The 12,477-nt window shown below is 65.6% G+C and carries 11 protein-coding genes and 3 pseudogenes; 7 read left to right on the forward strand and 7 right to left on the reverse strand.

Translation table 11 applies throughout. The annotated features are described in order from the left end of the window. Nucleotides 1–26: 26 nt before the first annotated feature. The 3 genes and pseudogenes from DNK59_RS32560 to DNK59_RS22875 all read right to left on the reverse strand — a co-directional run bounded on the left by DNK59_RS32560 (nucleotide 27) and on the right by DNK59_RS22875 (nucleotide 3,192). The gene (locus tag DNK59_RS32560) at nucleotides 27–848 is read right to left on the reverse strand and encodes a methyl-accepting chemotaxis protein (protein WP_371920316.1); all 822 of its coding nucleotides are present in this window, start codon (nucleotides 846–848) and stop codon (nucleotides 27–29) included. Between the two features lie 36 nt (nucleotides 849–884). After that, nucleotides 885–1,706, reverse strand: a pseudogene (locus DNK59_RS32565) (cache domain-containing protein); the annotation flags it as partial. A gap of 169 nt (nucleotides 1,707–1,875) precedes the next feature. After that, nucleotides 1,876–3,192 (reverse strand): Na+/H+ antiporter family protein, encoded by a 1,317-nt coding sequence (locus DNK59_RS22875; RefSeq protein WP_167365689.1) that lies wholly within the window; start codon nucleotides 3,190–3,192, stop codon nucleotides 1,876–1,878. A 565-nt stretch (nucleotides 3,193–3,757) separates the two neighbouring features. Between DNK59_RS22875 and DNK59_RS32570 the strand changes: the two are divergent. Together DNK59_RS32570 and DNK59_RS32575 are read left to right on the forward strand one after the other, a co-directional pair. Beyond that, nucleotides 3,758–4,828: pseudogene (locus DNK59_RS32570) on the forward strand (HAMP domain-containing protein); the annotation flags it as partial. Nucleotides 4,829–5,095: 267 nt separating this feature from the next. Next, nucleotides 5,096–5,686: pseudogene (locus DNK59_RS32575) on the forward strand (methyl-accepting chemotaxis protein); the annotation flags it as partial. 170 nt (nucleotides 5,687–5,856) lie between these two features. Here the strand turns inward: DNK59_RS32575 and DNK59_RS22885 are convergent. The 4 genes from DNK59_RS22885 to DNK59_RS22900 are packed head-to-tail and all read right to left on the reverse strand — an operon-like array spanning nucleotide 5,857 to nucleotide 8,469. Then, nucleotides 5,857–7,170 carry a sensor histidine kinase gene (locus DNK59_RS22885; RefSeq protein WP_110724730.1) on the reverse strand — a complete coding sequence of 438 codons (1,314 nt, stop codon included), beginning with the start codon at nucleotides 7,168–7,170 and terminating at the stop codon, nucleotides 5,857–5,859. Next, complete coding sequence (locus tag DNK59_RS22890; protein ID WP_092312729.1) at nucleotides 7,167–7,835, reverse strand: response regulator transcription factor; 669 nt, start codon at nucleotides 7,833–7,835, stop codon at nucleotides 7,167–7,169. Before DNK59_RS22890 ends, DNK59_RS22885 begins: the two co-directional genes overlap by 4 nt. After that, nucleotides 7,835–8,149 (reverse strand): PepSY domain-containing protein, encoded by a 315-nt coding sequence (locus DNK59_RS22895; protein ID WP_110724731.1) that lies wholly within the window; start codon nucleotides 8,147–8,149, stop codon nucleotides 7,835–7,837. Before DNK59_RS22895 ends, DNK59_RS22890 begins: the two co-directional genes overlap by 1 nt. Continuing rightward, complete coding sequence (locus DNK59_RS22900; protein WP_110724732.1) at nucleotides 8,149–8,469, reverse strand: PepSY domain-containing protein; 321 nt, start codon at nucleotides 8,467–8,469, stop codon at nucleotides 8,149–8,151. The genes DNK59_RS22895 and DNK59_RS22900 overlap by 1 nt, the downstream gene beginning before the upstream one ends. A gap of 162 nt (nucleotides 8,470–8,631) precedes the next feature. Here DNK59_RS22900 and DNK59_RS22905 point away from each other — a divergent pair, with 162 nt between their 5' ends. From DNK59_RS22905 to ddpX, 5 genes are all read left to right on the forward strand, one after another. Further along, nucleotides 8,632–9,711 carry a patatin-like phospholipase family protein gene (locus DNK59_RS22905; protein ID WP_110724733.1) on the forward strand — a complete coding sequence of 360 codons (1,080 nt, stop codon included), beginning with the start codon at nucleotides 8,632–8,634 and terminating at the stop codon, nucleotides 9,709–9,711. A gap of 129 nt (nucleotides 9,712–9,840) precedes the next feature. Next, on the forward strand, nucleotides 9,841–10,197 hold the full coding sequence (gene queD / locus DNK59_RS22910) for a 6-carboxytetrahydropterin synthase QueD (protein WP_011062303.1): 357 nt from the start codon (nucleotides 9,841–9,843) through the stop codon (nucleotides 10,195–10,197). Nucleotides 10,198–10,330: 133 nt separating this feature from the next. Next, the gene (locus DNK59_RS22915) at nucleotides 10,331–10,837 is read left to right on the forward strand and encodes a nucleoside 2-deoxyribosyltransferase (RefSeq protein ID WP_110724734.1); all 507 of its coding nucleotides are present in this window, start codon (nucleotides 10,331–10,333) and stop codon (nucleotides 10,835–10,837) included. Between the two features lie 141 nt (nucleotides 10,838–10,978). Beyond that, nucleotides 10,979–11,839: a MurR/RpiR family transcriptional regulator gene (locus DNK59_RS22920; protein ID WP_110724735.1), complete on the forward strand. Its 861-nt coding sequence runs from the start codon at nucleotides 10,979–10,981 to the stop codon at nucleotides 11,837–11,839. 32 nt (nucleotides 11,840–11,871) lie between these two features. Continuing rightward, complete coding sequence (gene ddpX / locus DNK59_RS22925; RefSeq protein WP_110724736.1) at nucleotides 11,872–12,429, forward strand: D-alanyl-D-alanine dipeptidase; 558 nt, start codon at nucleotides 11,872–11,874, stop codon at nucleotides 12,427–12,429. The last annotated feature ends 48 nt before the right edge of the window (nucleotides 12,430–12,477 follow it).

Genomic DNA, 12,477 nt, shown 5'->3' on the forward strand with positions numbered 1-12,477 from the left:
CCCCGATGGGCGGCAATGGCGCCCGATCAGATACGGAACTGCCCCACCAGCCGACCCAGGCGCTGGCCCAGGTCCGCCAGGCTGCGGGAGGTCTGGGCCCCGCGCTGGGTTTCATCGGCCACGCTGTCCACCGCCACGGCGATCTGGTGCACGCTGCGGTTGATCTCCTCGGCTACCGCGGTCTGCTCCTCGGCGGCGCTGGCAATCTGCGCGTTCATCGAATTGATGGTGCCAATCAGCTGGGCCATGGTGTCCAGCGAAGCCCCGGCCTCGTTGGCCTTCACCGAGGTGCCGTCGCCGGCGTCGCTGGAGCGGCGCATGGCGTCCACCGCCACCCGGGTGCCCTGCTGCAGACGGTCGATCATGCCCTGGATTTCCTGGGTGCTCTGCTGGGTGCGGCTGGCCAGGGCGCGGACTTCGTCGGCGACCACGGCAAAACCACGCCCGGCCTCCCCGGCCCGAGCCGCTTCGATGGCGGCGTTGAGCGCCAGCAGGTTGGTCTGTTCGGCAATCGAGCGGATCACGTCCAGCACGCTGACAATCGACGACACGTCCTGCTGCAGGCTGTCCAGGGAGGTGCCGCTGTTGCGGATATCGCTGACCAGGGAGTGGATCTGCTGGATGCTGCCATCGACCACACGCTTGGCCGCCTGGCCTTCTTCATCGGTCTGCTGCGCAGCCACCGCCGCGCCCTGGGCACTGCGCGCCACTTCCTGGGCCGCGGAAGACATTTCATTGATCGCCGTGGCCACCTGATCGGTCTCGTGGCGCTGACGCTCCATGGCCTGCTCGGAGCGGTGCGCCTGATCCGAGACCTGGGTCACCAGCTCGGTGAGCTGCCCGGTCATCTCGGTGATCTGCCGCACCAGGCTGTGGATCTTGTCGACAAAGCGGTTGAACGAACCGGCCAACTGCCCCAGTTCGTCCTGGCTGGTGATCGCCAGGCGCCGGGTCAGGTCGCCTTCGCCGGCGGCGATGTCATCCAGATTGGCCTTCATCAGGTTCAGCGGCCGCAGCATGGTGTTGGCCACCAGCAGCCCCAGGCCCGCGATCACCAGCAGCACCACCGCGGCGATCCCGAGAATGCTCAGGACCATGCCTTCCATGCGCTGGTTGACGCTGTTCTCCACCGCCGCCACCTGGGCGTCGATGCCGTCGAGGTTGACCGAGGTGCCCAGCACCATGTCCCACTTGGGCAGGTATTCGGTGTAGCCCAGCTTGGGCACCAACACATCGCTGCCCGGCTGGGTCGAGCTGTATTGCACGTAATGACTGCCGTCCTTGCCGACCCGCACCAGTTCGCGGTTGACGTAGACCCCATTGGGGTCGCGGTTGTCCTTGAAGCTCTTGCCCACGCCGTCGGCGCTATTGCCCTTGAACAGGCGCACAGTCTCGGAGTCGTAGCCGAAGAAGTAGCCGTCCTTGCCATAGGTGATGTTCGACAGCAGCTTGAGCACCTCGGCCCGAACCGCCTGATCCCCGGGAGCTGCCGCGTCGTACAGCGGCTTGACCGTGTTCAAGGCCACTTCGACATAGCTTTGCAGCGTGGCCTTGGCCTCGCCCAACAGGCGCTGACGGGTTTCCTCGACTTCTTTCTGGGCCTGCTGACGCAGCATGAATACCGTGCTCAGGCTGATCACCAGCGCAAACAACAGTACCGGGAGGACTGCCAGGGACAGGACTTTGGCCTTCAGGCTCAAGCGCATAGGGGGGCTCACTCTGTTTTTTATTGGCGTGATAACCGCGTTAGCGGCACGTTCATCCAAAAGTTGAGCCTAGCCTCCCGAGCGCCGGCGTGTTGGCCAACAGGCCTGAAAACCATGCCGCGCCTAGGAGACCGCCTTCGCCGGCAAGCCGGCTCCAGCCTGTAAGGAGTCAGAGAACCATCGCCGCCACCCAGCCGAAGGCCAGCAGCGGCAGGTTGTAGTGCAGGAAGGTCGGGACCACGGTGTCCCAGATATGGTGGTGCTGGCCATCAATGTTCAAGCCCGAGGTCGGCCCCAGGGTCGAGTCCGAGGCCGGCGAGCCGGCATCCCCCAAAGCCCCGGCGGTGCCGACGATGCAGACGATCGCCAGCGGACTGAAGCCCAGTTGCACGCACAGCGGCACAAAGATCGCCGCAAGGATCGGCACCGTGGAAAACGACGAGCCGATGCCCATGGTCACCAGCAGTCCCACCAGCAGCATCAGCAAGGCGCCCACGCCCTTGCTGTGGCCGATCCACGCCGCCGAGGCCTGGACCAGGGAATTGACCTCGCCGGTGGCCTTCATCACTTCGGCAAAGCCCGATGCGGCAATCATGATGAAGCCGATCATGGCCATCATCTTCATGCCTTCGGTGAACAGCTCGTCAGTCTCGCGCCAGCGCACGATGCCCGACGCCGAGAAAATCAGAAACCCGCACAAAGCACCGATAATCATCGAGTCCAGCAGCAACTGGATCACGAAGGCTGCGACAATCGCCAAACCCGCCACCAGCAGGGTCCGCGGGTTGTACTGCACCGCCACCTGCTCGACCTTCTCGATCCGCTCCAGATCATACACGCGCTTCTTGCGGTAGCTGACAAAGGCCAGCAGCAAGCCACAGAGCATGCCCAGGGCAGGAATGCCCATGGCGTGGGTGACATTCACCTGGCTGATGTCCACCCCGCTGCGGGCCACGTTGGCCAGGAGGATCTCGTTGAGGAAGATATTGCCGAAGCCCACCGGCAGGAACATGTAGGGGGTGATCAGGCCGAAGGTGATGACGCAGGCGATCAGCCGCCGGTCAAGCTGCAACTTGGTCAGCACATACAGCAGCGGCGGCACCAGCAGCGGAATAAAGGCAATGTGGATCGGCAGGATGTTCTGCGAGGCAATCGCCACCACCCACAGCAGGCCGATCAGCAGCCATTTGACCTGACCACCGCCCTGGGCGTCCTGGCGATCCACCAGCACCAGGATCTTGTCCGCCAGGGCGTGGGCCAGGCCGGATTTGGCGATGGCCACGGCGAACGCGCCGAGCAAGGCGTAAGACATGGCCACGGTGGCGCCACCGCCCAGGCCACTGTTGAACGCCTTGAGCGTGGCCTCGATGCCCAGGCCGCCGGTCAGGCCGCCCACCAGCGCGCCAACGATCAGGGCGATCACTACATGCACGCGGGACAGGCTGAGCACCAGCATCACGCCAACCGCGGCAATTACTGCGTTAATCATCGTTACCTCATTACTGCGCCGGCAAAAATGGCGCAAAAGCCTGTGACCGACCGGAAGGCAGCGGGCTGCCGACATCGAAATGAAAGTGGGTCTTATTAGAGGGCGCGCACTTTGCAGCAGCGCAACCGGCTTGTCAAAACCCCGCCCCCGCCCCTGTAGGAGCGAGCTTGCTCGCGAAGCTCCCAAGACCGAGCCCGTACCCGTGACCAGGGAGCTTGCTCGCGTCGGGCAGCGCAGCAGCCCCAGCGCCTCGCGGTTTATTTCGAACAAGCGTTTAAAGAACACCGTTCGTCGGCCGTTACAGTGCGATGTCTCAGATATTTATCGAATAAAGGACGCCTCCATGCCACTCAGACAACTCTCCATCCAATGGAAGATCACCTTGCTGGCCGGACTCTGCCTGTTGGGCATCGTCTCGCTGTTGGTGGGGCTTTCGCTGTATCGCATGGAGCACAGCTCCGAGCTGGTCAAGGCGTCGAGCATGGAGATGCTCAACGAAGCCGCCCAGGCGCGGATCGAGGCCCAGGGCGAAGTCCAGGCGCTGGGCATTCGCCAGCAGTTCATGGACGCCTACCAATATGGCCACGGTTTTTCGCGCCAGGTGCTGTTCCTGCGGGAACAGGCCGAGAAGCGTTTTCTCGACGCCTTCGACCTGCGCGAGGACCTGACCCGCCAGGTCAAGTCGGCGCTGCAGGCCAACCCCGACCTGCTGGGCCTGTCCCTGGTGTTCGAAGCCAACGCCCTGGATGGCAAGGACGAACTGTTCAGCGGCCAGGGCGAGCTGGGCAGCAACGAAAAGGGCCGCTTCGCCCTGTACTGGTCCCAGCCCACCCCGGGCCAGCTGACCGCCATGGCGCTGCCGGAAAGCGACATGAGCGACACCCGCACCGGCCCCAGCGGCCAGCCGGCCAACGCCTGGTTCACCTGCCCGCGCAGCACCCTCAAGCCCTGCGTGATCGAACCCTACTTCTATGACATCGCCGGCCAGAAGGTGCTGATGACCAGCATCGTCTTCCCGCTGCTGGTCAACGGCAAAGTCATCGCCTCGCTGTCGGTGGACATCAACCTCAACAGCCTGCAGGCCATCAGCCGCAACGCCAGCCAGAAGCTCTACGCCGGCCAGACCAACGTCAGCATCCTGAGCCCGGTGGGCCTGCTGGCCGGCTACAGTCCGGACGCCAGCAAGCTCAGCCAGCGCCTGGACAGCGTCGACAGCCTTAACGGCGCCGATCTGATTCGCCAATTGGCCGGCAGCACCCAGACCCACAGCCTGCACAGCAACCATGAACTCAAGGTGCTCGCCCCCTTCACCCCGATTCCCGGTGGCAAACCCTGGGGCGTGCTGCTGGACGTGCCGGAAAAGGTCCTGGTGGGCCCGGCCGAAGCCCTGAAAAACCAGCTCGACGCCGGTAACCGCAGCGGCACCCTGATCGAACTCGGCCTGGGCCTGCTGGCCGCCGTGGTCGGCCTGCTGCTGGTGTGGCTGATGGCCCGCAGCGTGACCCGGCCGATCCTCGGCGTGGCCCACATGCTCGAAGACATCGCCAGCGGCGAAGGCGACCTGACCCGGCGCCTGGCCTACGACAAGCAGGACGAGCTGGGCCAGCTGGCCGGCTGGTTCAACCGTTTCCTCGACAAGCTGCAACCGATCATTGCCGAAGTGAAACGCTCGGTGCAGGACGCCCGCGGCACCGCCGACCAGTCATCGGCCATCGCCACCCAGACCAGCGCCGGCATGGAACAGCAGTATCGCCAGGTGGATCAGGTGGCCACCGCCTCCCACGAAATGAGCGCCACCGCCCAGGACGTCGCCCGCAGCGCGGCCCAGGCCGCCCAGGCGGCGCGGGATGCCGACCAGGCCACGCAACAGGGCCTGAGCGTAATCGACCGCACCACCCGCAGCATCGACCAGTTGGCCGCCGACATGAGCGCCGCCATGACTCAGGTCGAAGGCCTGGCCGCCAACAGCGAACAGATCGGCACGGTACTGGAAGTGATCCGCTCGATTGCCGAGCAGACCAACCTGCTGGCGTTGAACGCCGCCATCGAAGCGGCCCGGGCCGGGGAAGCCGGGCGCGGCTTCGCGGTGGTGGCCGACGAAGTGCGCAACCTGGCCCAGCGCACCCAGGAATCGGTAGAGGAAACCCGCCAGGTGATCGAGCAACTGCAAACCGGCACCCGGGACGTGGTGGGCTCCATGAACAGCAGCCATCGCCAGGCCCAGGGCAGCGTCGAACAAGTGGGCCAGGCCGTGACCGCCCTGCGCCAGATCGGCGACGCGGTGACGGTGATCAGCGACATGAACCTGCAGATCGCCAGCGCTGCCGAACAGCAGAGCGCGGTGGCCGAGGAGATCAACAGCAACGTGGCGACCATTCGCGACGTCACCGAATCGCTGTCGGAACAGGCCAATGAATCGGCGCGAGTCAGCCAGTCCCTCAACAGCCTGGCCAACCAGCAACAGAGCCTGATGGACCAGTTCCGCGCCTGAGCCTGTAGCCCTTGAGGACGCCAAAGGCCCCATGGGCCTTTGCGCAGCTTCGCACCCTCAGCAGCGCCTACAGGGCCAATGCCGATCCGAGATGGGGGGAGCCGCAACGGCCCACAGGGACGCAAAGATCCACCGGCTGCCAGCGCTCGCCGGTCGATCACCCGGTGCGCTCAGCGCCTGGGCAGCTCGATCTCCACCCGCAAGCCGCCCCACTCGCTTTGCCCCAGGCTCAGGCGGCCGCCACAGGCATCGACGATGTCGCGCACGATGCCCAGGCCCAAGCCATGGCCATCGGTCCGTTCATCCAGCCGGGCGCCACGACCAAGCACCTCTGCCCGCCGTGCTTCGGGAATACCCGGGCCGTCGTCCTCCACCCGCAGGCAAAAGCCCTGCGGCCGCTCCTCGACGCTCAGGCGCACCTGGGCATCGGCCCACTTGCAGGCGTTGTCCAGCAGGTTGCCCAAGAGCTCCAGCAGGTCTTCCCGGTCCCAGGGCAGGCGCAGCCCCGATGGCGCCTGGTAGCTCAGGTCCAGGTGCTCGCCATGGATCATGTTCAAGGTCGCCAGCAAGCCCGGCAGTTCGGCATCGCATTCGAACAGCACCCCGGGCAATGCATCCCCCGCCAGCCGCGCGCGGTTGAGTTCGCGGTTGAGGCGTTGCTGCACTTGCTGCAATTGCTCCAGCAGCACCTTGCGCACCTCGGGGTGGTCATCGAGCCTGGGCCCCGAAGCCAGGCTCAGGAGTACCGCCAGCGGGGTTTTCAGGGCGTGACCCAGGTTGCCCAGGGCATTGCGCGAGCGGTTCAGGCTGTCTTCGGTGTGGGCCAGCAAATGGTTGATCTGCGCCACCAACGGCTCCAGTTCCAGCGGCACCCGGGCATCCAGTTGCGAGCGCTGGCCCTGTTGCAACTGGGCGATCTGCTCGCGGGCGGTTTCCAGGGGACGCAGGGCCCGGCGCACGGTCATGCGCTGCAGCAGCAGGATCAGCAGCAACCCCGCCAGCCCCAGGCCAAGACCGACCTGACGCATGCGCTGGAAGCTCTCGCGCACCGGGGTGTAGTCCTGGGCCACGCTGATGGAAATGGACTGGCCCAGACGCTTGTAGTCGCTGCGCAACACCAGCAGTTGCTGGCCCTCGGGCCCCAGTTGCAGGTCGCTTTGCAGGCCGGCGCGCGGCAACTGCGGCAGCTCCTGGTCCCACAGGGAGCGGGAACGCCAGTGCACGTCGGCAAAATCGATCCGGAAGTAATGCCCGGAAAAGGGCCGCTGATAGGCCGGCGACAGGCGCCGCTCGTCCAGCTGCAAGCCTTGCGGGCCGCGCACCAGGGCCAGCAGCAGGCTCTCGCTGTCTTCCCGCAGCCCGGCCTCCAGGTAACGCTGCAGGCCCACTTCAAACAGCCAGAGGCTGGTCTGGGCCAGCACCAGGCCGACCACCAGCATCACCGTGATCAGGCCCAGGCTCAGACGCCGCTGGATCGACCTCACGAAGCACTTGCGCCGAACAGATAGCCCTGGCCGCGGCGGGTTTCGATCACTTCGCGGCCGAGCTTGCGTCGCAGGTGGTTGACGTGGACTTCGAGCACATTGGAGTCGCGCTCGGTTTCACCGTCGTAGAGGTGTTCGGCCAGGTGGCTTTTGGACAGGATCTGCTGCGGGTGCAGCATGAAGTAGCGCAGCAGGCGGAACTCGGCGGCGGTCAGCAGCACGTCCTGGCCATCGCGGACCACGCACTGGCGGCCCTCGTCCAGGTGCAGCCCGGCGGCTTGCAAGGTCTGCTGGTTGGCCTGGCCGTGGGAACGCCGCAGCAGGGCCTGGACCCGCAGGTGCAGCTCCTCGGGATGAAAGGGCTTGCTCAGGTAATCGTCGGCGCCGGCCTTGAGCCCCTCGATGCGCTCGGCCCAGGAACCGCGGGCGGTGAGCACCAGCACCGGGGTCGCCAGCCCGTCCGCGCGCCACTGGCGCAACACGTCCAGGCCCGGCACCCCGGGCAAGCCGAGGTCGAGAATGATCAGGTCGTAGGGTTCGCTGGCGCCCTGGTACAGCGCGTCGCGGCCGTCCGCCAGCCAATCCACGGCGTAGCCCTGGAGCTTCAGGCCTTCAAGCAGCTCATCGGCCAGGGATACATGGTCTTCCACCACAAGCAGGCGCATCAGTCGTCTTCCTCATCTTTCAACAGGCGCCCGGTGGCGGCGTCCAGGTCCAGCTCGCGGACCACGCCGTCCACGGTCAACAGCTCGACCTCATAAATGTACAGATCATGTTTTTCCTCCAGCTCGGCTTCCAGCAGCCGGGCCCCGGGGTAACGGTCCAGGGCCTGCTTGAGCAGTTGCTCCAGGGGCAGGATCACCCCCCGCTGGCGCAGGCGCAGGGCCTCGTCCTGGTCCAGGTCGCGGGCCTGAGCCAGGGAGCAGAACAGCAGCGCCAGGGCGGCGCAGCTGCCGGCGATGCGCAGAGTCCGGTTCATTAGGTGTCCTGATGATCCTTGAGTACCTGGCCGCTCACCGCGTCCAGTTCCAGGTCCCATTCCAGTCCCTGCGGGTCGCGCAGCTCAACCTGGTAGATGTACTTGCCGTACTCCTCTTCCAGCTCGGTTTCACTGATGCTCGCCCCAGGATGCCGGGACAGGGCCGTGGCATTGAGTTTTTCAAAGGACACAATGGTACCAGCGTCGCGCAGCCGCAGGGCTTCGTCAGGGCCCAGGTCGCGGGCGTGGGTCAGGCTGGCGACCAGGCCGGTGCTCAGGGCAATCAGGCTGGCGCTGAACAGCGCGGTCAGGGTTTTCATGGCGGTTCTCCAAGGTCAGGGGCCAAAAAGCCGATGCCGCAGACGATACCCAAGGCAACTTAATTGAAACTGAATCGCCAGCATGGCCCTGACAGAACTTTCACTCGGCCCCCGGCGCCCGGGTTCTCTATACTCGGCGGCTGATTCAAGAGTGAGCCCGGTATGACCGCCATCCATATCAAGTTTCCCGCCCTGACCCTCAAGGCCGGCCCTCGCGCCCTGGCGCGCATCCGCCGCCAAGGCCTGCACGCCGGCGAAGTCGGCACCTTGCCGGGCGCCGCCGGCGGCCCCAAGGCCTTGGGCATTCAGGGCCTGGACCTGGCGCTGTTCGGTGAATGGCTGCCCGCCGCGCCCCGCGAACGCTCGCTGATCGGCGCCTCGGTGGGCTCCTGGCGCTTCGCCAGCGCCTGCCTTCCGGACGCCGCCGAAGGCATCCGCCGCCTGGGCCAGCTGTACAACGCCCAGAGCTTCGCCAAGGGCGTGAGCATGGCGCAGATCAGCCACAGCTCGCAGCGCATGCTCGACGACCTGCTCGATGGTCGCGATGCGACAATCCTCGACAACCCTCACTACCGCCTCAACATCATGGTGGTCAAAAGCCACGGCCTGCTCGCCGACGATCACCGCGGGCGCCTGGGCCTGGGGCTGTCCTCGGTGATCGCCGACAACCTGCGCGGCCGCGCGCGCCTGTCCCGGCACTTCGAGCGCCTGGTGCTGCACGACCCGCGCCTGGCCCCGCCGCTGCAGGCCCTGGAGGACTTCCCCTCGCGCTTCGTGCCCCTGGATCGCGGCAACCTGCGCCAGGCGCTGCTGGCCTCAGGCTCGATCCCCATGGTCATGCAGGGCGTGCGCGAACTGCCCGGTGCCGGCGCCGGCACCTTCCGCGACGGCGGCCTGCTGGACTACCACCTGGACCTGCCCTACAGCGGCAGCGACATCGTGCTCTACCCGCACTTCACCGACCGGGTGATCCCTGGCTGGTTCGACAAGACCCTGCCCTGGCGCCGGGCCAGCCCGGAACGCCTGCGCGACGTCCTGCTGCTGGCGCCGTCGAAGGAGTACCTGGCGCACCTGCCCTACGGCAAGCTGCCGGACCGCAACGATTTCAAGCGCTTCATGGGCGACGACGCCAGCCGGCAGAAATACTGGCGCAGCGCCATGGACGAAAGCCGGCGCCTGGGCGACGAATTCCTCGAACTGGCGGCGCAGAACCGCCTGGGCGAACGCCTGCAAAGCCTCTAGAAACCCACCGGCGCGGCGGACTGACCCTTTAGTCAGGGTTTTTCCGCAGCCCGGGAGCCAAGCTGATAAACTCGCCGCCTGCCTCAACTCGCCCGCGGGCGACGCCACCTGACAGAGCTGACCGACACTGTGGAAATCTTCAAAGAATTTACCTTCGAATCCGCCCATCGCCTGCCCTTCGTGCCTGAAGGCCACAAGTGCGGCCGCCTGCATGGCCACTCGTTCAAGGTGGCGATCCACCTCAGTGGCGAGGTCGACGCGCACACCGGCTGGATCCGCGACTTCTCGGAAATCAAGGCGATCTTCAAGCCGCTCTACGAGCGCCTGGACCACAACTACCTGAACGACATCCCCGGCCTGGAAAACCCCACCAGCGAAGTCCTGGCCAAGTGGATCTGGAACGAGCTCAAGCCATTGCTGCCGGAGCTGAGCGCGATCCGCATCCACGAAACCTGCACCAGCGGCTGCATCTATCGCGGCGAATAAGCCGTGACCTGCGCGGCTGGGCTGATGACGCCGAATCAGTGATCGGCCTGGAGCACCGCGTTTAGCGCCTTTGGGGTGGCGCTGCCACCCAGCGGGAGCAAGCTCCCTCGCCACAGAAGAGATCGAGCTGCCCATGAGCCCACGTATCTACCTCGCTGGCTTCGATGTGTTTCGCGCCGACGCCCTGGCCCATGGCGAGTACCTCAAGCAACTGTGCAGCGCCCAGGGCCTGCACGGCCTGTTCCCTCTGGATAACCAGGCGCCGCAGCACCTCTCGCCAGAAGCCTGCGCGCAGTGGATCTGCCAGCAGAACCTGGCCATGATCCGCGACAGCGACGCCCTGCTGGCCAACCTCAACGACTTTCGCGGCCTGGAACCGGATTCCGGCACCGCCTTTGAAGTGGGCGTGGCCATCGCCCTGGGCAAGCCGGTGTGGGCCTACTTCAGCGGCCCCGCAACCCTGCGCCAGCAGGTGTCCCATGACGCCTTAGGCCGCGATGCCCAGGGGTTTGCGGTGGAAGACTTCAATCTGCCGCGCAACCTGATGCTGGCCTGTTCCTGGAGCGGTCGCAGCCGCACCGCGGAAAGCGCCATCATCGACCTCGGCCAGTGGCTGAGCAGCCCCGCCCCTCCTCGCTGAAAAGAGCCTCCCGCGACACTTCTTGCGGAAAACGACACGGCACCACAAAAGCCTTGTTTTGCCGCGAAGGCCGATGTTATGTTTCTAACACGATCTACAAAAATGAAATTTCAATAACATTTTCCGCGAACGCCTGGCGAGATGGTCATGGACAAGAACAGTTTCCAAGTCACCCTGGAACAGCAGTTTGCAAGCCTGACGCCCACCGGCAAGCGCATCGCCACCTACCTGCTGGCCAACCTCCAGCAGTTGCCCTTCGAGACCGCCGACAGCATCGCCCAGCAAGCCGGCACCACGGGCATATCCGTGGGGCGCTTCCTGCGTTCCCTGGGCTACCGCAACCTGGATGACGTCAAGCAAGGCCTGCGCGGCGATGCCCCGGCCTCCTGGCTGATCACCGACCGGCTCGGCGCGTTTCGCAGTGAAGCCCATCAGGACGATGCCCTGGAGCGCTCGATGCACCGCGAGATCGAGGCCATCCAGCATGTCTATGGCCTGGCCCGCAGCCCGGCCTTCGCCGCCATCGTGCGGCAGATCGTCGAGGCCGACGCGGTGTTCATCATCGGTATCCAGTCGACCCGGGGCATTCTCAACGCCTTCCACAGCCACCTGGAATACATCCGGCCCAAGGTCTATTACGTCGACGGCCTGTCGGGCATCTACGCGGAAACCCTGAACTCGGGCTTCGCCAAGCCCTACGCGATCATTTCCGACTTTCGCGCCTACTCCGCCATCACCCAGACCTTCTGCGAAGTGGCCAACGCCAACGCCCTGCCCCTGGCCCTGGTCACCGACCTGCAATGCCCCTGGGCCCGGGACTACCCGCTGGACCTGCTGCAACTGAAAACCGATGTCGGCCAGTTCTGGGATTCCCTGGCGCCGCTGACCTGCCTGTTCAACCTGATGGTGTCCGCGGTGGCCGAGGGCTATGGCGAGCGCCTGGATGAGCGCCTGGCGAAAAACCGCAAGCTGCAGGAAGCCTTCGGCCAGTTCGAATCCTGACCTTCAAGCGTGCCCCAAGATGGAGTGAGTGAGTGAACAACAGCCCCCTTGTCGAAATCGACGCCCAGCGCCACCAACTGGAAATCGACCTGGTCTACGCCAGCGCCGACAACCTGGCCGGCCAGGTGATCTACCGCAACGCCCGCTGCCTGCTGCACAAGGACGCCGCGGCCTGCCTGTACAAGGCCAGCCAGCTGGCGCGCATGGCCGGCCTGGGCCTGCGCATCTACGACGCCTATCGCCCGGCCTACGCCCAGCAGCTGCTGTGGCAGGCCCTGCCCGACCCGGACTACGTGCGCGACCCGCGCCTGGGCTCGCATCACACCCGTGGCGTGGCCGTGGACCTGACCCTGGTGGATGAAAGCGGCCAGGCGCTGGACATGGGCACCGCCTTCGATGCCATGGAGCCCAAGTCGCACCAGTTCTACAGCGACCTGCCGCCCCAGGTGCAGCGCAATCGCCTGATGCTGCTGGGGATCATGCTCAGCGCCGGCTTCGAGGCGATCCCCACCGAGTGGTGGCACTACGAGCTGCCCAACGCCGAGGACTTCCCCCTGATCCAGGAGCACGACCAGCCCTTCGAACACTGATTTCCCGTTCCCCAGCCGGCCACAACAACAGGCAGCCCACTGCCCCAA

The sequence above is a fragment of the Pseudomonas sp. TKO26 genome (genome assembly GCF_003225665.1).
In the GTDB taxonomy this organism is placed as follows: domain Bacteria; phylum Pseudomonadota; class Gammaproteobacteria; order Pseudomonadales; family Pseudomonadaceae; genus Aquipseudomonas; species Aquipseudomonas saponiphila.